The sequence below is a fragment of the Microbacterium sp. WCS2018Hpa-23 genome, assembly GCF_031843845.1.
Taxonomy (GTDB): domain Bacteria; phylum Actinomycetota; class Actinomycetes; order Actinomycetales; family Microbacteriaceae; genus Microbacterium.
The window spans coordinates 170,049-188,045 of record NZ_JAVTIZ010000007.1 but is presented as its reverse complement, the minus strand read 5'-3'; the positions used below and the strand labels follow the sequence as shown (position 1 = coordinate 188,045).

Sequence of the window (17,997 nt, the reverse complement as noted above, 5' to 3'; positions counted from 1 at the left end):
GAGGAATGCATGCGGATCACGGGACTCGGCCACGCCGGGATGTTCATCGAGACGGTCGGCGGGAACATCATCTGCGATCCCGTTCTCGGACCCTCCTTCTTCGGCTCGTGGTTCCCGTTCCCCGACAACCGGGGCCTCGACTGGGAGCGATTCGGCCGTGAGGCGGACTTCCTCTACATCTCGCACCGCCACCGCGACCACTTCGACCCGAAGCTGCTCGAGCGGTACATCCGCAAGGACATCGAGGTGCTCCTGCCCGAGTACCCGATCGACGACCTCGAGCAGGACATCAGGGCGCTCGGCTACACGAACATCACCTATGCCCCCGCCGGAGAGATCATCCAGCGCGGCGAGCTGAAGATCATGATCACGCCGCTGCGCGCCCCGAGCGACGGCCCGATCGGCGATTCGTCGCTGAGCGTCGACGACGGAACGGCGTCGATCCTCAATCAGAACGACTCGCACCCTCTCGACCTCGACACGCTTCTGCACTTCGGCAAGCCCGACGCCTACTTCACGCAGGTCTCCGGGGCCATCTGGTGGCCCATGGTCTACGACCTGCCGATGGACGCGAAGCAGAACTTCGCGAAGCTCAAGCGCGACGCTCAGAACAAGCGAGCGATGTACTACATCGACAAGGTGGACGCCCGGCACGTGTTCCCGATGGCAGGGCCGCCCATGTTCCTGCGCGACGATCTCTTCGACTTCAACGGGATCGGCCGCAACGGCGAGTCGATCTTCACGGATCAGAAGCAGTTCCTCGCGCACATGAACGAGCTGTCGCCGCAGTACGACGGTCACCTGTTCGTCCCCGGCACGGTCGTCACTGTCGCCGGGGGAGACGTGGCCACGGAGCAGTCGCTCTACACCGAGGCGGAGCTCGCCCACATCTTCGACGAGAAGTGGGACTACCTCGAGGAGCAGCGGTCGTCGCGGCAGCAGGAGATCCAGGACGAGGAGGCATCGCGCGCCGAGGTCCTTCCCGCCGCCGAGATCCTCGAAGCCCTCAAGGGCTGGTGGGAGCCGCTGCTGAAGAAGTCGCGCACCATCCGCCTCGGCGTCGGCGGGTGCGTCCGGTTCAAGATCGGCGACCTCGACATGGTCGTCGACTTCCCCCGCGCCAAGGTGCGGGAGTATGCCGGTGAGGAGTGCATCTACTGGTACACGATCCCCGCCGATCTCGTCTCGACGAACATCCGCGACCACGAGATCGACTGGTCGAACTCGATCTTCCTGTCGATGCAGTTCCAGGTCGGACGCAGCGGCAAGTTCAACGAGTTCCTCACGACGTTCCTCAAGTGCCTCTCGGTCGACCGCATCGAGTACGTCGAGAACTGGTATCAGGAGCAGACCGACCAGACCGAGGACGCCGAAGTCGGCGACTGGGTCGTGCAGCGTCGCTGCCCGCATCTGCGCGCCGACCTCACGAAGACCGGGAAAGTCGACGAGGACGGCATCCTGACGTGCAGCATGCACGACTGGAAATGGGACCTCAAGACCGGTCGCTGCCTCTCGACGAGCGGCCATCCGATCCGCTCGACCAAGATCGACGAGGTCACCGACGCCGTGCTCAGCGAGGCAAGCTGACGTGCCGCGTTCCCCGCACCCGCAGGGTTCCGGCCGTGACGCACGCACGTCGCGGCTCGAGTACAAGGGACCATGGCTGGGTGCTCGGTGGATCGTGCGCTCGGATTCTGAGCGCCTCGTGCGCATAGCCGCCGACTTTCTCACCGAGGAGGGATTCGAGGCGCGTTCCGACGGATTCGCCGACAGTCTGCGCGAGCGCGGCTCGGAGTGGACGGCGACAGCCCTCGAGATCGGCGATGAGAAGCGTTCGCATCGCAGCTGGTGGCGCGGGCTTCTGACCGACGAGCTGCCGTTCCCGATGCCGCATGCACTCCAGCATGTGCTTCCGCCGACCCTGGTCGTCGCCTCCGCGCGCCCGGTGGCCGCGGGCGTCGCAGAGCTCGTCGTCTTCCCTCACACGTCCGCACGCGGCGACGCCACCCATGCGCGAGCTGCGGCGCCACGGGTTGCCGCAGCTCTCGAGCAGATCACCGCGGCGGCGGGGGCTGAGGGTGCGATGCTCTCGCACGAATCCCTGCGCGGCATCGCGAACGACGGATCGCCCGCCTCCCAGGCGGTCGTCCGTGAGGTTCTCGGCTGGCGCTGACCGCGCGCTAGACTGGACGCATCAAGCAACCTTTAACACCGTCCTGTGAGGCGGAGAAGGGAGCGGCTGATGAGTGCACGCACCGTTCTGCACGAAGCCGATATCTCGCGGGCTCTGACCCGCATCGCACACGAGATCCTCGAATCCAACCGAGGGGCTGAGAACCTCGTCCTGCTGGGCATTCCGACCCGCGGCGTCACTCTCGCCCGTCGCCTCGCCGCCGTCATCGGCGAGATCGCACAGACCTCGGTGCCGGTGGGAGCGCTCGACGTCACGATGTTCCGTGACGATCTCGCCAAGCACCCGACCCGATCGCCGCGTCCCACAGATATCCCTGCCGGTGGCATCGACGGACGCACCGTCGTCCTCGTCGACGACGTGCTCTTCTCCGGTCGGAGCATCCGCGCAGCCCTCGACGCGCTGCAGTCGATCGGTCGGCCTGCGATCGTGCGCCTGGCGATCCTCGTGGACCGGGGCCACCGCGAGCTGCCGATCCGCCCTGATTTCGTCGGCAAGAACATCCCCTCGTCCCGGCAGGAGCGCGTCAACGTGCGGCTCGCCGAAGACGACGGCGCCGAAGAGGTGACGATCGAAGCATGAGACATCTCCTCGACACCCGCACCCTCGACCGCGAGACCGCTCTGCGCATCCTCGACGTCGCCGAGGACATGTCCGACACGCAGTCGCGCGAGATCAAGAAGCTCCCGACGCTGCGCGGCAAGACCGTCGTCAACCTCTTCTTCGAGGACTCGACGCGCACCCGCATCTCGTTCGAGGCGGCGGCGAAGCGCCTCTCGGCCGATGTGATCAACTTCGCGGCCAAGGGCTCCAGCGTCTCCAAGGGCGAGAGCCTCAAAGACACCGCCCAGACGCTTCAGGCGATGGGGGCGGATGCCGTCGTCATCCGTCATCCCGCCTCGGGCGCCCCGCAGACGCTCGCCACGAGCGGCTGGATCTCAGCCGGTGTCGTGAACGCCGGCGACGGCACGCACGAGCATCCGACGCAGGCTCTTCTCGACGCGTTCACGATCCGCAAGCGCCGCTTCGGCGTCGACAGCCGGGGCCGTGATCTGGCCGGCGTCCGTGTCGTCATCGTCGGGGACGTGCTGCACTCGCGGGTCGCGCGCTCCAACGTCTGGCTGCTCGCGACCCTCGGCGCCGAGGTCACCCTGGTGTCCCCGCCGACCCTTGTGCCGCAGAACGTCTCGCTCTGGCCTGCGAAGGTCGTCTACGACCTCGATCAGGCGCTGGCGGAGGGCCCGGACGCCGTGATGATGCTGCGCATCCAGCTCGAGCGGATGAACGCCGCGTATTTCCCCACTGAGCGGGAGTATTCCAGGAGGTGGGGTCTTGACGCACTGCGAGTCGCCGGCCTTCCGGACGGTAGCATTGTGATGCACCCCGGACCCATGAACCGTGGGTTGGAGATCTCCTCCGAAGCCGCCGATTCCCCGCGCTCGACCGTGCTGGAACAGGTGACCAACGGGGTGTCCATCCGGATGGCAGTGCTGTACCTGCTTCTTGCAGGAGAACGAGACGACGAACGAGGGGGAGACCAGTGAGCGAGACCCTCGTCATCACCGGCGCACAGCTTCTCGGTGCGAAGAGCGCCGACATCATCGTCGAGAACGGGGTGATCTCCGAGATCGGCGCAGGACTCAGTCGCTCGGGCGCCCGCGTCATCGACGCGGCGGGGCTGGTCGCGCTTCCGGGGCTGGTCGATCTGCACACGCATCTGCGCGAGCCCGGATACGAGGCGTCCGAGACCATCCTCACGGGAACCCGCGCGGCGGCAGCCGGTGGCTTCACCGCCGTGTTCGCGATGCCGAACACCTCGCCGGTCGCCGACACCGCCGGTGTCGTCGAGCAGGAGCTCGCTCTCGGAGAGGCCGCGGGCTACGCCACGGTCCAGCCGATCGGCGCGGTCACCGTCGGGCAGAAGGGCGAGCGGCTCGCCGAGCTGGGCGCGATGGCGACGTCGCGCGCCCAGGTGCGCGTCTTCAGCGACGACGGCTTCTGCGTCTTCGATCCGCTGATCATGCGCCGCGCGCTCGAGTACGTGAAGTCCTTCGACGGCGTCATCGCGCAGCACGCGCAGGATCCTCGCCTCACCGAGGGCGCCCAGATGAACGAGGGCACCGTCTCGGCGGAGCTCGGACTCGCCGGATGGCCCGCCGTGGCGGAGGAGTCGATCATCGCGCGCGATGTGCTCCTCGCCGAGCACGTCGGCTCGCGCCTGCACGTCTGCCACCTCTCGACCGCGGGTTCGGTGGACATCATCCGCTGGGCCAAGAAGCGCGGCATCAACGTGACCGCCGAGGTCACCCCTCACCACCTGCTGCTGACCGACGAGCTCGTGCGCGGCTACGACGCCCGGTTCAAGGTCAACCCGCCCCTGCGCCGCGAAGAAGATGTGCTCGCCGTGCGCGAGGGCCTCGCTGACGGCACGATCGACATCGTCGCGACCGACCACGCACCGCACCCGAGCGAGCACAAGGCATGCGAGTGGCAGGCCGCCGCGAACGGAATGGTGGGCCTCGAGAGTGCCCTGCGCGTCGTGCACCAGTCGATGGTCCAGACCGGACTCATCGGCTGGGAGGATGTGGCACGGGTGATGAGTGCGGCACCCGCGCGGATCGGTCGCCTCTCAGGCCACGGCGCGCCGCTCGAGGTCGGCGCTCCCGCGCAGATCGCGCTCTACGACGCCTCGGTCGCCGGAGTGTTCACGGAGTCGGATCTGCATGGCCGCAGCGTGAACTCGCCCTACCTCGGGCGTGACCTGCCCGGACGCGTCGAGTACACCGTGCACCGCGGAGTCGTGACGGTCGCCGGCGGCGCCGTCGTCGAGGAGCTGAACGCATGAGCACCAGGGACATAGCGATCGCGATCACGATCGCCGTGGCCGCGCTCGTCCTGCTCGCGATGTTCGCCGCATGGCGACGACGACTCCGACGCGACTCCGGCCTCGCAGCCCCCCTCGGGGTTCCCGAGCACGCCGAGGTCCTCGACCGCCACGAGGTGCTGTACGTGTCGACCACGAAGCACGACCAGCCGCTCGAGCGGCTGACGCTCTCTCCTCTCGCGTACCGCGCCCGAGGAGAGGTCGCGGTCACCGATCGCGGTCTCGCACTGTGCCTCGACGGCGCGCCGACGGTCTTCCTGGCCTCGTCCCGTCTCGAGAGCGTCGACCGTGCGACGGTCACGATCGATCGGGTGGTCGAGCCCGGCGGCCTCGTCCGCGTGGCCTGGAGCACCGACGACGACACGATCGTCGACTCCTACCTCCGTCTGACCGACGGAGACCCCCAGAACTTCATCTCAGAACTGCAGCGACTCGTCCCCGCCTCCGGCGCCTCGGACGAAACCGCCGCCCCCGACACAGGAGCAACGTCATGACAGCCCTCCCCGAACCCGCCGTCCTCGTCCTCGAAGACGGGACCCGCCACACCGGCCGCGCATACGGCGCGCTGGGAACGACGATCGGCGAGGTCGTCTTCGCCACCGGCATGTCCGGCTACCAGGAGACGCTCACCGATCCGTCCTATGCCGGACAGATCGTGCTGCAGACCGCACCGCACATCGGCAACACCGGGATGAATGACGAGGACCCCGAGTCCCGACGCATCTGGGTGGCCGGCTACATCGTGCGCGACCCCTCGCGCGTCGTCTCGAACTGGCGCGCGAACGCCTCGCTCGACGAGGTGCTCGTGCAGGACGGCATCGTCGGCATCAGCGGCATCGACACCCGGTCGATCACGCGCCACATCCGGTCGGCCGGCTCCATGCGCGGCGGCATCTTCTCGGGAGAGGCCGCACGGCTCGACGCCGAGGAGCAGCTGCGCATCGTGCGCGAAGCGCCCCAGATGGCCGGTCAGAACCTCTCGGCGCAGGTGTCCGTCGACGTCGCCACGGTGACGACGGCCATGGGTGAGAGGGTCGGCAACCTCGCTGTCCTCGATCTCGGCGTCAAGCAGGCCACGATCGACAACCTCGCGGCCCGTGGCTTCGAGGTGCACGTACTGCCGCAGAACGTCACGATCGACGACATCCGCTCGATCGATCCGGTCGCTGTCTTCTACTCGAACGGACCCGGCGACCCCGCAGCGTCCGGCGACCACGTCGAGCTGCTCCGTGCGGTCCTCGACGACGGCCTGCCGTTCTTCGGCATCTGCTTCGGCAACCAGCTGCTCGGTCGCGCGCTGGGCCTCGGCACCTACAAGCTGCCGTTCGGTCACCGCGGCATCAACCAGCCCGTGCTCGACAAGTCGACCGGTCGGGTCGAGATCACCGCGCACAACCACGGCTTCGCGGTGGACGCCCCGCTCGAGGGCTCCTTCGACAGCCCGAACGGCTACGGCAAGGTCGAGGTCAGCCACGTCGGTCTGAACGACAACGTGGTGGAGGGCCTCCGCGCCCTCGACATCCCCGCGTTCTCGGTGCAGTACCACCCGGAGGCGGCCGCAGGCCCCCACGACGCCAACTACCTCTTCGACCGGTTCCGCGACATGGTCATCGCCAGCAAGAAGGACGCCAAGTAATGCCCAAGCGCGACGACATCAACTCCGTTCTCGTCATCGGCTCCGGCCCGATCGTCATCGGTCAGGCCTGCGAGTTCGATTACTCCGGCACCCAGGCGTGCCGCGTCCTCCGCGAGGAGGGCGTGCGGGTCATCCTGGTCAACTCCAACCCGGCGACGATCATGACCGACCCCGACTTCGCCGATGCGACGTACATCGAGCCGATCACCTGGCAGGTCATCGAGACCATCATCGCCAAGGAGCGTCCTGACGCGATTCTCCCGACCCTCGGCGGTCAGACCGCGCTGAACGCCGCGATCGAGCTGCACAACCATGGCATCCTCGAGAAGTACGACGTCGAGCTGATCGGTGCGAGTTTCGAGGCGATCAACAAGGGCGAGGACCGTCAGATCTTCAAGCAGCTGGTGCTGGATGCCGGCGCAGACGTGGCGCGCAGCATCATCGCGCATACGATGGACGACCTGCTCGAGGGCGCCGCTGAGCTCGGCTACCCGCTCGTCGTCCGTCCCTCGTTCACCATGGGCGGCCTGGGCTCCGGCTTCGCGTACGACGAAGAAGACCTGCGTCGCATCGGTGGCGCCGGGCTCCGGGACTCGCCGACCACCGAGGTGCTCCTGGAGGAATCCATCCTCGGCTGGAAGGAATATGAGCTCGAGCTCATGCGCGACACCGCCGACAACACGGTGGTCGTCTGCTCGATCGAGAACGTCGACCCGGTCGGCGTGCACACGGGCGACTCGATCACGGTCGCGCCGGCGCTGACGCTGACCGACCGCGAGTACCAGAAGCTCCGTGACATCGGCATCGACATCATCCGCGCCGTCGGCGTCGACACCGGTGGCTGCAACATCCAGTTCGCCGTCGACCCCAGCAACGGCCGCATCATCGTGATCGAGATGAACCCGCGAGTCTCGCGTTCGAGCGCCCTCGCCTCGAAGGCGACCGGGTTCCCGATCGCCAAGCTCGCCGCCAAACTCGCGCTCGGCTACCGCCTCGACGAGATTCCGAACGACATCACGGGTGTCACCCCGGCGAGCTTCGAGCCCACGCTCGACTACGTCGTCGTCAAGGTGCCGCGGTTCGCGTTCGAGAAGTTCCCGGCCGCGGACGCCACGCTCACCACGACCATGAAGTCCGTCGGCGAGGCCATGGCGATCGGACGCAACTACGCGACCGCGCTGCAGAAGGCGCTCCGCTCGCTCGAGAAGCGCGGCTCCAGCTTCCACTGGGGCGCCGAGGAGCGCTCGGTCGAAGAACTGCTCGAGATCTCGAAGGTGCCCACCGACGGCCGCATCGTCACGCTGCAGCAGGCGCTGCGCAAGGGCGCGACCGTCGAGCAGGCATTCGACGCCACGGCGATCGACCCGTGGTTCATCGACCAGATCGTGCTGATCAACGAGGTCGCCGAGATCGTGGCCGCAGCGCCGGAACTCGATGCCGCGACGCTCCGCTACGCCAAGCAGCACGGCTTCTCCGACGCGCAGATCGCCGAGCTGCGAGGCGAGAAGGAGGCCGAGATCCGCGGTGTGCGTCACGGGCTCGGCATCCGCCCGGTGTTCAAGACCGTCGACACCTGCGCGGGCGAGTTCCCGGCTCTCACGCCGTACCACTACTCGAGCTACGACTTCGAGACGGAGGTCACGCCGTCTGATCGCACCAAGGTCGTGATCATCGGATCGGGTCCGAACCGCATCGGCCAGGGCGTCGAGTTCGACTACTCGTGTGTCCACGCGTCGTTCGCCCTCTCGGATGCCGGTTTCGAGACCATCATGGTCAACTGCAACCCCGAGACGGTGTCCACCGACTACGACACGTCGGACCGGCTCTACTTCGAGCCGCTCACGCTCGAGGACGTGCTGGAGGTGCTCGATGCGGAAGCCGCCAGCGGCACCATCCTGGGCGTCGTCTGCCAGCTCGGCGGTCAGACACCGCTGGGGCTCGCGAAGGGCATAGAGGCAGCCGGCTACCAGGTGCTGGGCACCAGCCCCGAGGCCATCGACATCGCGGAAGAGCGCGAGCTGTTCTCGCAGCTCCTCGGCACCGCAGGCCTCATCGCCCCGCGCCACGGCACCGCTGTGGACGCGGACGGCGCGGTGGCAGTCGCCGAGGAGATCGGATACCCGGTGCTCGTGCGCCCGAGCTTCGTGCTCGGCGGACGCGGCATGGAGATCGTCTACAGCTCGGAGTCGCTGCGCGAGTACTTCGTGCGGACGGCCGGCGAGGTCATCATCGAGGAGGGCAAGCCCCTGCTCGTCGACCGATTCCTCGACGACGCGATCGAGCTCGATGTCGACGCCCTCTACGACGGCACCGAATTGTTCATCGGCGGCGTGATGGAGCACCTCGAAGAGGCCGGCATCCACTCAGGCGACTCGAGCTGCACCCTTCCTCCCGTATCGCTCGGGCGCACCGACATCGACCGCGTCCGCGAGGCGACGCTGGCGATCGCGAAGGGCGTGGGCGTCCGTGGCCTGCTGAACGTGCAGTTCGCGATCAGTGCCGGCGTGCTCTACGTGATCGAGGCGAACCCGCGCGCGAGCCGCACGGTGCCCTTCGTCTCGAAGGCGCTGGGCATCCCGATGGCCAAGGCCGCGAGCCGTGTGATGGTCGGATCGACGATCGCGGAGCTGCGCGCCGAGGGCATGCTGCCCGAGCAGGACGGTTCGCGCGTGCCGCTCGATGCTCCTGTGTCGGTCAAGGAGGCCGTGCTGCCCTTCAAGCGCTTCCGCACCGCAGACGGCAAGACGGTCGACTCGATCCTCGGACCGGAGATGCGTTCGACCGGCGAGGTCATGGGCATCGACCGCGACTTCCCGACGGCATTCGCGAAGAGCCAGGCGGCCGCCTACGGCGGGATGCCGACCTCCGGCACGGTGTTCATCTCGGTCGCCGACTCCGACAAGCGCGCGGTCATCCTTCCGGCGCACCGTCTGCAGCAGCTCGGCTTCACGATCGTGGCTACAGAGGGCACGGCCGAGATCCTGTCGCGCAACGGCATCGCCGTGACCGTCGTCGAGAAGTACAGCGAGACCCAGGAGTCGGGCGCGACGAACATCGTCGACCTGATCAACGAGGGTGCGATCGACATCGTCGTGAACACCCCCTCGGGTGGAGCGGCGCGTGCGGACGGCTACGAGATCCGCGCGGCAGCCGTCGCTGCCGACAAGGCGCTGTTCACCACGATGGCAGTTCTCGGCGCAGCGGTGAGCGGTATGGATGCGGCGCACGAGGGCTTCCAGGTCAAGAGCCTGCAGGAGTACGCCCTCGACCGGAAGGCCGCTTTGTGAGCGCACGCTTCGGTGAGCGGGTCCGTGCCGCCGTATCGGCGCACGGCCCGCTCTGCGTGGGCATCGACCCGCATTCGTCGCTCCTGCAGTCGTGGGGGCTCACGGATGACGCTCGCGGAGTCCGCGACTTCGGGCTGCGGACGGTCGAGGCCGCCGCAGGCCGCGTGGGCGTCGTGAAGCCGCAGGCGTCGTTCTTCGAGCGGTTCGGTTCCACAGGAATCGCCGCCCTCGAAGATGTCCTCTCCGCGGCACGGGCCGCCGGTCTGATCGTGATCGCCGACGCGAAGCGCGGCGACATCGGATCCACCATGGATGCGTACGCCGAAGCCTGGCTCACGCCGGGGTCTCCGCTGGAGGCCGACGCGCTCACGGTGAACCCGTTCCTCGGCGTGGGAGCGCTGGACGGCGCCTTCGCCCTCGCGCAGCAGCACGACAAGGGGCTGTTCGTCCTCGCGGCGACCAGCAACCCCGAGGCGGAGGGCCTGCAGCGCGCGGTCTCCGAGACGGGGCGCGCGGTGTCGGCCGACATCATCGCCGTGGTCTCGTCCCGCAACGCGGAGCAGTCGGACACGGGGGAGTGGGGGAGCTTCGGCTTCGTCATCGGCGCCACGGTCGACTGGGCGGATGCCGGCATCGCCGCTTTCGCGCCGACGGCGCCCATCCTCGCGCCCGGGTTCGGGACGCAGGGTGCGACCCCCGCAGACCTGCACCGACGATTCGGCCCGATGAGCGGTGCGGTCATCGCCAGCGAGAGCCGCAGCATCCTCTCGGCGGGGCCCGCCGGCCTCGTCGCCGCCATCGACGCTCGCGTCGCAGAGTACAGGGAGGCCGACCGTGGCTGAGTCTCGTCGGGTCCCAGAGGTCGATCGCGCCGCCGCCGCCCGCAAGGCCGTCGAGCGACGACGTGCACGTGCCTCGCTCAAGCGCGATCTGACCATGCGCGTCGTGACCCCGCAGGCCGTGCTCGAACGCGCGACGGCAGACCCGGACTCGGTCGAGGGCTCGATGCGGATCACCGACTTCCTGCTCGCCCTCCCGGCGATCGGCGCGGGCAAGCGCGACCGCATCCTCGACGAGCTGCACATCTCGCCGGTCAAGCGACTCGGTGGTCTGGGAGTGCGTCAGCGCGTCGCCCTCTCGCAGTGGCTCGACTCGCGCTTCCCTGTGCTGGAACCGCGCGGAGCCCGCAGCCGCCTGCTCGTCCTGGCGGGGCCGACCGCGGTGGGCAAGGGCACGGTCGCCGCCCACATCCGCGAGCACAATCCCGAGATCCACCTGTCGGTCTCGGCCACCACCCGACCCGCTCGCCCGGGCGAGGTCGACGGGGTGCACTACTACTTCGTCGACGACGCCGAGTTCGACCGGCTGATAGCCGAAGACGAACTCCTCGAGTACGCCGTCGTGCACAACCGCTCGCGTTACGGCACTCCCCGGGCGCCGATCGATGCCGCACTGGCCGAGGGCAAGACGGTTCTGCTCGAGATCGATCTGCAGGGCGCCCGTCAGGTGCGCAAGGCCGAGCCCGCCGCGACCCTGATCTTCCTGCTGCCGCCGACGTGGGACGAACTCGTCCAGCGACTGGTCGGACGAGGCACCGAAGGCGCCGAGGAACGGGCTCGCCGGCTGCGCACCGCGAAGGTCGAACTGGCCGCGCAGAACGAGTTCGACCACCTGATCGTGAACGAGGACGTCGCCACCGCGGCCGCAGAGGTCGTAGAATTGTCTTCGAGCTCTGCGCGCTGAGCGTCTTCGCGCGCCCGCTGCACCGTCTTCGCGACGATCCCGTCGCCTGATCAGGAGGTCCCACCATGGCCGGACACCACACCAACGGAATCATCGATCCCCCCATCGACAACCTGCTCGACCGTGTCGACTCGAAGTACGAGCTCGTGATCTACGCCGCCAAGCGCGCGCGCCAGATCAACGACTACTACTCCGACCTGCACGAGGGAAACCTCTTCGACAACGTCGGTCCGCTGGTCGACTCCTCGGTCGAGGACAAGCCGCTGACGATCGCTCTGCACGAGATCAACGAGGACAAGCTCCGCCTCCGTCACGCCGAGTGACGTCCGATGACCGCACCGCCGGCTGATGTCGGCGGTGCGGTCCATCATGGGAGCCACCCCCTTCTTTTCGTCCGACCCCGTTCTGGAGCCCTGATGAGCGCCCTGCGTCTGTTCACGTCCGAGTCCGTCACCGAAGGGCACCCGGACAAGATCTGCGACCAGATCTCGGACAGCATCCTCGACGGGCTCATCGCGAAGGACCGGGATTCCCGGGTCGCGGTCGAGACACTCGTCACCACGGGACTCGTGCACGTCGCCGGTGAGATCCGCACCGAGGCCTACGTCGACATCCCGACCATCGTCCGCCAGGTCGTGAACCGCATCGGCTACACGTCGAGTGAGACCGGCTTCGACGGAGACTCGTGCGGCGTCAGCATCTCGGTCGGCGAGCAGTCGACGGACATCGCTCACGGCGTCGACAGCGCGCAGGAGCACCGCGACGGCGGATCGATCGATCCCCTCGACGGCCTCGGAGCAGGCGACCAGGGCATCATGTTCGGGTTCGCCACCAACGAGACGCCGCAGCTCATGCCGATGGCGGCGTGGACGGCACATCGCATCGCCGAGCGCCTGACCGAGGTCCGTCGCTCAGGAGTGCTGCCGTTCCTGCGCCCTGACGGCAAGACGCAGGTCACGCTCGGGTACGACGGCTTCACTCCGAAGACCGTCGACGCGGTCGTGCTCTCGACGCAGCACCACCCCGACATCTCGCAGGACGAACTCAAGGCGCAGGTGCGTGAGCATGTGATCGCCCCGGTCCTCGAATCCACGGGGCTCGACCTCGACGACATCACCTACTACATCAACCCCGCGGGGCCGTTCGTCACCGGCGGCCCGAAGGGAGACGCCGGTCTCACCGGACGCAAGATCATCATCGACACGTACGGCGGCGCAGCCCGTCACGGTGGTGGCGCGTTCAGCGGCAAGGACCCGTCCAAGGTCGACCGCTCGGGTGCCTATGCGACCCGGTGGGTGGCGAAGAACGCGGTCGCCGCCGGTCTCGCCGACCGTCTCGAGGTGCAGGTCGCGTACGCGATCGGCGTCGCACGCCCCGTCGGCCTCTACGTCGAGACTTTCGGCACCGGCAAGGTCTCGGACGAGGTCATCACGCGGGCTATCAGCGAGGTCTTCGATCTGCGCCCGCAGGCGATCATCGAGCAGCTCGACCTGCTCCGCCCGATCTACGCGCAGACCGCTGCTTACGGACACTTCGGGCGCGAACTGCCGGAGTTCACGTGGGAGCGCACCGACCGCGCTGAAGAGCTGCGACGCGCTGCCGGCCTCTGACAGGTGGCCTGATGCCATCTGACGGGCCGATGCCATCTGACGGACCGCTGCCATCTGACGGACCGATGCCTTCCGACGGGCCGGAACCGCTGCCTTCCGACGGGCAGGTGCCAGATGACAGCGCTCCGCCCATGACGACGCAGAGCCGACGCATCGCGCGGGTGCTCCTGGATTCGCCGCTCCCGCAGCTCGACCGACTGTTCGACTACGCGCTGCCGGACGAGCTCGGCGACGTTGCGCCGGGGGTCCGCGTGCGCGTGCCCCTGCGCACGGCAGGTCGGGTGATCGACGGCTACGTCATCGAGGTCGACACCGAAGACGACGCCGATCGACCGCTGTCCGAAATCGACGGCATCGTGTCGCAGGTGCCGGTGCTGCCCGACCGCCTGTACCGTCTCGCGCGCCGTGCCGCAGACCGAGCGGCGGGTTCGGCATCCGACGTGCTCCGACTCGTCATCCCGAAGAGACAGGTGCGCGTCGAGAAGGCCTGGAAGGCGGACTCGCCGCCGGTCGTTCCGACCGACGAGGCACTCTCGGGAGCGGTCGGACTGATCGCGTCATACGACGGTCTCGAAGAGGTGCTGCAATCGGGCGGGCGCGCCGCCGTCGAGGCGATCCCGGTGCACCACGACGGCGCGCCTGGCTGGGCGGCGCTGCTCGCATCATCGGCAGCACGCATGCTCGCTGCCGGCAAGTCGAGCATCCTGGTCGTTCCGGATCACCGCGATCTCGATCAGCTCCTCGCCGTGCTCGCCACGACCGTCCCCGCCGAAGCCGTCGCTCGCTACGACTCGCGGCAGACCAATCCCGATCGCTATCGTTCTTTCCTCCGCTCGCTGGAAGACGCACCGAGCATCGTCGTCGGCAACCGCTCCGCCGTGTACGCACCCGTGCGTGCCGGGCTCGTCGCGGTGTGGGATGACGGAGATCCGCTGCTCGGAGAGCCGCTCGCGCCCTACATCAACGCCAGGGACTCGGCGCTTCTCCGTCAGGAGCAGGAGGACTCAGCGCTGCTCTTCGTCGGGCACACGCGCACCACAGACGTCGAACGTCTGGTCGTGCACGGCTGGCTGCAGGATGTCCGGGCCGCGCGCCGGGTCCTCCCGAGAGTGGTGCTGAGCACGCCTCAGGAGATGGATGCGCCTACAGCGCAGCGGATGCCGTCGTCCGCGTTCCTCTCGGCTCGCAACGCCGCCGCAGAGGGGCCAGTGCTGGTGCAGGTCTCCCGACCCGGGTTCGCGCCCTCGCTGGTCTGCGCCGAGTGCAGGGCTCCTGCCCGCTGCGCCCACTGCGGCGGTCCTCTGGGTGCGAAGCATCGCGGTGCCGTCCCCGTCTGCGCCTGGTGCGGGCGCGGCGCACGGGCGTGGGCCTGCCCTGCGTGCTCGTCGACGAAGCTGCGCCTCGCTTCGTCGGGCAGTGAGCGCACGGCCGACGAGCTGGGCAAGGCGTTCCCCGGCATCCGCGTGATCGTGGCCGACAGCGCGCACCCCGTGGAACACGTCGCGGACAAGCCGTCGCTCGTGGTCGCGACGCGTGGAGCGGAGCCGCTGGCTGACGGCGGGTACCGGGCGGTCGTCCTGCTCGACGGTCCGCGGATGCTTCAGGCACCCGATCTCCGCATCGGAGAGGCCTGCCTGCGCTGGTGGTCCAATGCCGCAGCCCTCGCGGCTCCCGGTGCCCCGATCCACCTCGTCGGAGTCGACGGCTCGATCGCTCGGGCACTCGCCACCTGGAACCAGTCCGGATACGCGCGGTCCGAGCTCGCCGAGCGCGCACCGCTGCACATGCCGCCCGCGACTCGCGTGGCGCTCGTCGAAGGCACCACGGCAGCCGTCGCCCGCGCACTGGCGTCGCTGCAGGAACTCACGCTCCCGGCCGATGCGGTTCTCGGCCCCGTGCCGATCGAGTCCGACGACCATCCGCCCCGTGTCCGTGCGCTCGTGCGCTTCGAATACGGCGCAGGGGCGAAGGTCGCGACGACACTTCGCGCCTCCGTCGTCGACGAAGCCGTGAGCGCCCGTCGGGGCAAGGGCAAGTCGACTCGGAGCGCGCTCTCGGTTCGGCTCGATATCCTCGACCCAGAGCTCTGATCGAGAACAACCCCGTCAGTCCTCACCCGATCCGCCCCCGCATCCCTCCGGAGCACCTTCATGCGTCTCGTCTTCGCCGGCACACCGTCGGCAGCCGTCCCCACCCTCCGTCGCCTCGCGACGGAGCACGACATCGCCGCGGTCGTCACGCGGCCCGACGCGCCGCTGGGTCGCAAGCGGGTGCTGACGCCGTCGCCGGTCGCCCAGGTCGCCGCCGAGCTCGGTCTGCCGATCATCAAGGCTGCGCGCCTGGATGCCGAAGCCACGGATGCCATCGCTGCCCTCGCCGTCGACCTCGGCGTCATCGTCGCCTATGGCGGACTCGTCCGCGAGCCGCTGCTCTCGACCCCCGCCAAGGGCTGGATCAATCTGCACTTCTCTCTCCTGCCGCAGTGGCGAGGAGCAGCCCCGGTGCAGCGAGCCCTGATCGCCGGGGACGAACAGCTCGGCGCCAGCGTCTTCCAGCTGGTCCCCGCGCTCGATGCAGGTGACGTCTTCGCCACCCGCATCGTCGACGTCCCCTCGGAGGCCACGGCCGATGCGGCGCTCGAGACCCTCGCGATCGACGGCGCGAAGCTCACGTCCGATGTCGTCGCCGCGATCGCCGACGGCACGGCTCGATCGGTGCCGCAGCAGGGTGAGCCGACGGTGGCGCCGAAGCTCAGCCTCGACGACGGACAGCTCGAGTGGAATGAGCCGCTCGCCCGTGTCTTCGCGCGCTTCCGCGGAGTCACTCCCGAACCCGGTGCCCACACGACCGTCGACGGTCTGCGGCTGAAGATCCTCGAGGCGGTGCCTGCCGGGGACGGTCTGGCGCTGGAGCCGGGCGAGATCGTCGCGACCAAGGCGGCTCTGCTCATCGGAACGGCATCAGCACCCCTGTCGGTGACGCGGGTGCAGCCCGCAGGAAAGGGCGCCATGAATGCGGTCGACTGGTGGCGTGGTCAGCGCGACACCGATAACGTGCGGGCCGGAGCATGAGCGGCGAGCAGAGCGACCGTCCGCGTCGCCCCGGACGCACCGGAGACCCCCGAGGTCGTTCGCAGGGACGCCGTGGTTCGTCGCAAGGCCAGCGCGGTCAGTCCTCCTCAGGAACCCCGCAGCCGCGTGATGCCCAGCAGCGAGGCCCGCAAGGCACAGGCCCGCAGCGCACGGGCCCGCAGCGCACGGTGCAGCCGGCCCGTCGGGTCGCCTACGACGTGCTCCGCGCGGTGTCGGAGTCGGATGCGTACGCCAATCTGATCCTGCCCCCCGCGATCGCCGAGGCGGGTCTCAACCCGCAGGATGCGGCGCTGGCCACCGAACTCGCCTACGGCACGCTCCGCCGTCGCGGCACCTACGACGCGATCATCTCGTCCGCGGCCGACCGTCCTGCCGAGGAGATCGATCCGGCGGTGCTGGATGCTCTCCGGCTGGCGACCCATCAGCTGCTCGCGACCCGGGTCGCCTCGCACGCCGCCGTGAACGAGTCCGTGAACCTGGTCGCCGAGGCGCACGGCCGAGGCGCCTCGAGTTTCGCGAACGCCGTTCTTCGCCGGATCTCGCGCGAGACTCAGGGGGAGTGGGAGCAACGCATCGAGGGCTCCGCCCGCTCGGACGACGAGCGGCTCGCTCTGCGGACGGCCCATCCTGTGTGGGTCATCCGTGCCCTGCGCCGTGCGCTGGCAGCCGAGGACAGAGCCGATGAGCTCGATGACCTCCTCGACGCGGACAACGCCTCGCCCGAGGTGACGCTCGTGGCGCTGCCGGGTCTCGCCGCGCCTGGCGAGCCGCGGCGGCCGTATGCGCCGACGGCGTACGGCTCGCCGGGCGGAGACCCGTATCGGGTGATCTCCGAGTCCGGGGGCACCGTGCGCGTGCAGGACGAGGGGTCCCAGCTGGTCGCTCTCGCACTGGCCGGGGCCACGCCGATCGCGGCGGGCGAGCGATGGCTCGACCTCTGCGCGGGCCCCGGAGGCAAGACCGCGCTGCTCGCGTCGATCGCCCGCGAGCACGATGTGACACTCGAGGCCAACGAGATCGTCCCGACGCGCGCCCGGCTCGTGCGCAACGCGCTGAGGGCCGTGCCCGGTGAGGTCGTGGTGCACGAGGAGGACGGCCGATCGTTCGGCGACTCGCACGCCGGGACGTTCGATCGCATCCTCGTCGATGCCCCCTGCACCGGTCTCGGGGCCCTGAGGAGGCGCCCTGAGGCGCGGTGGCGCAAGAGCCCGGCCGACGTCGCCGAGCTGGTGCCGCTGCAGGTCGAGCTCCTGAGTTCCGCGCTCGACGCGCTCGCCCCTGGTGGCATCGTCGCCTACGCCACCTGCTCTCCGCATCTCGCCGAGACCACCGGCGTGGTGCAGGAAGTCCTGCGAGGGCGCAGCGACATCACGGAACTCGACGCGCGGGCCGTGGTCGCGGGCGTCTCCGAATCGCCGATCGACCTCGCGAGCGACGGGTCGGGTCGCGTGCAGCTGTGGCCGCACCGTCACGGCACCGACGCCATGTTCCTCGCGCTCCTTCAGCGCACAGCTACACCGTCGAGCGGCGCGAACGCCGAAGAAGGAGACTAGA

15 protein-coding genes are annotated in these 17,997 nt (G+C 68.8%); all 15 read left to right on the top strand.

The window, feature by feature from the left end; genetic code table 11:
* Nucleotides 1-9 precede the first annotated feature (9 nt).
* The 15 genes from RQG77_RS13445 (at nucleotide 10) to RQG77_RS13375 (ending at nucleotide 17,996) form a co-directional block, all read left to right on the top strand.
* Nucleotides 10-1,587, top strand: coding sequence for a Rieske 2Fe-2S domain-containing protein (locus RQG77_RS13445; protein ID WP_311245141.1), 1,578 nt, complete (start codon nucleotides 10-12; stop codon nucleotides 1,585-1,587).
* A 1-nt stretch (nucleotide 1,588) separates the two neighbouring features.
* Nucleotides 1,589-2,173: a hypothetical protein gene (locus RQG77_RS13440; protein ID WP_311245140.1), complete on the top strand. Its 585-nt coding sequence runs from the start codon at nucleotides 1,589-1,591 to the stop codon at nucleotides 2,171-2,173.
* A 69-nt stretch (nucleotides 2,174-2,242) separates the two neighbouring features.
* Nucleotides 2,243-2,773: a bifunctional pyr operon transcriptional regulator/uracil phosphoribosyltransferase PyrR gene (gene pyrR, locus RQG77_RS13435; protein WP_311245139.1), complete on the top strand. Its 531-nt coding sequence runs from the start codon at nucleotides 2,243-2,245 to the stop codon at nucleotides 2,771-2,773.
* Entirely contained in the window at nucleotides 2,770-3,735 is a 966-nt protein-coding gene (locus RQG77_RS13430) for an aspartate carbamoyltransferase catalytic subunit (RefSeq protein WP_311245138.1), read from the top strand. The genes pyrR and RQG77_RS13430 overlap by 4 nt, the downstream gene beginning before the upstream one ends.
* The gene (locus RQG77_RS13425; RefSeq protein WP_311245137.1) at nucleotides 3,732-5,036 is read left to right on the top strand and encodes a dihydroorotase; all 1,305 of its coding nucleotides are present in this window, start codon (nucleotides 3,732-3,734) and stop codon (nucleotides 5,034-5,036) included. Before RQG77_RS13430 ends, RQG77_RS13425 begins: the two co-directional genes overlap by 4 nt.
* A complete protein-coding gene (locus RQG77_RS13420; protein ID WP_311245136.1) occupies nucleotides 5,033-5,569 on the top strand; it encodes a hypothetical protein in 537 nt (178 codons plus the stop codon). The genes RQG77_RS13425 and RQG77_RS13420 overlap by 4 nt, the downstream gene beginning before the upstream one ends.
* On the top strand, nucleotides 5,566-6,711 hold the full coding sequence (gene carA, locus RQG77_RS13415) for a glutamine-hydrolyzing carbamoyl-phosphate synthase small subunit (protein WP_120492934.1): 1,146 nt from the start codon (nucleotides 5,566-5,568) through the stop codon (nucleotides 6,709-6,711). Before RQG77_RS13420 ends, carA begins: the two co-directional genes overlap by 4 nt.
* Complete coding sequence (gene carB / locus RQG77_RS13410; RefSeq protein ID WP_311245135.1) at nucleotides 6,711-9,998, top strand: carbamoyl-phosphate synthase large subunit; 3,288 nt, start codon at nucleotides 6,711-6,713, stop codon at nucleotides 9,996-9,998. The genes carA and carB overlap by 1 nt, the downstream gene beginning before the upstream one ends.
* Nucleotides 9,995-10,840: an orotidine-5'-phosphate decarboxylase gene (gene pyrF, locus RQG77_RS13405; RefSeq protein ID WP_311245134.1), complete on the top strand. Its 846-nt coding sequence runs from the start codon at nucleotides 9,995-9,997 to the stop codon at nucleotides 10,838-10,840. Before carB ends, pyrF begins: the two co-directional genes overlap by 4 nt.
* On the top strand, nucleotides 10,833-11,741 hold the full coding sequence (gmk, locus tag RQG77_RS13400; protein ID WP_311245133.1) for a guanylate kinase: 909 nt from the start codon (nucleotides 10,833-10,835) through the stop codon (nucleotides 11,739-11,741). The genes pyrF and gmk overlap by 8 nt, the downstream gene beginning before the upstream one ends.
* A gap of 65 nt (nucleotides 11,742-11,806) precedes the next feature.
* Nucleotides 11,807-12,064, top strand: a complete 258-nt coding sequence (gene rpoZ / locus RQG77_RS13395) for a DNA-directed RNA polymerase subunit omega (protein ID WP_042536631.1) — start codon at nucleotides 11,807-11,809, stop codon at nucleotides 12,062-12,064.
* Between the two features lie 93 nt (nucleotides 12,065-12,157).
* On the top strand, nucleotides 12,158-13,351 hold the full coding sequence (gene metK / locus RQG77_RS13390; protein ID WP_311245132.1) for a methionine adenosyltransferase: 1,194 nt from the start codon (nucleotides 12,158-12,160) through the stop codon (nucleotides 13,349-13,351).
* 131 nt (nucleotides 13,352-13,482) lie between these two features.
* On the top strand, nucleotides 13,483-15,441 hold the full coding sequence (locus RQG77_RS13385) for a primosomal protein N' (RefSeq protein WP_311245131.1): 1,959 nt from the start codon (nucleotides 13,483-13,485) through the stop codon (nucleotides 15,439-15,441).
* Nucleotides 15,442-15,501: 60 nt separating this feature from the next.
* On the top strand, nucleotides 15,502-16,422 hold the full coding sequence (gene fmt, locus RQG77_RS13380) for a methionyl-tRNA formyltransferase (RefSeq protein WP_311245130.1): 921 nt from the start codon (nucleotides 15,502-15,504) through the stop codon (nucleotides 16,420-16,422).
* Entirely contained in the window at nucleotides 16,419-17,996 is a 1,578-nt protein-coding gene (locus RQG77_RS13375) for a transcription antitermination factor NusB (protein WP_311245129.1), read from the top strand. The genes fmt and RQG77_RS13375 overlap by 4 nt, the downstream gene beginning before the upstream one ends.
* Nucleotide 17,997: the final 1 nt, after the last annotated feature.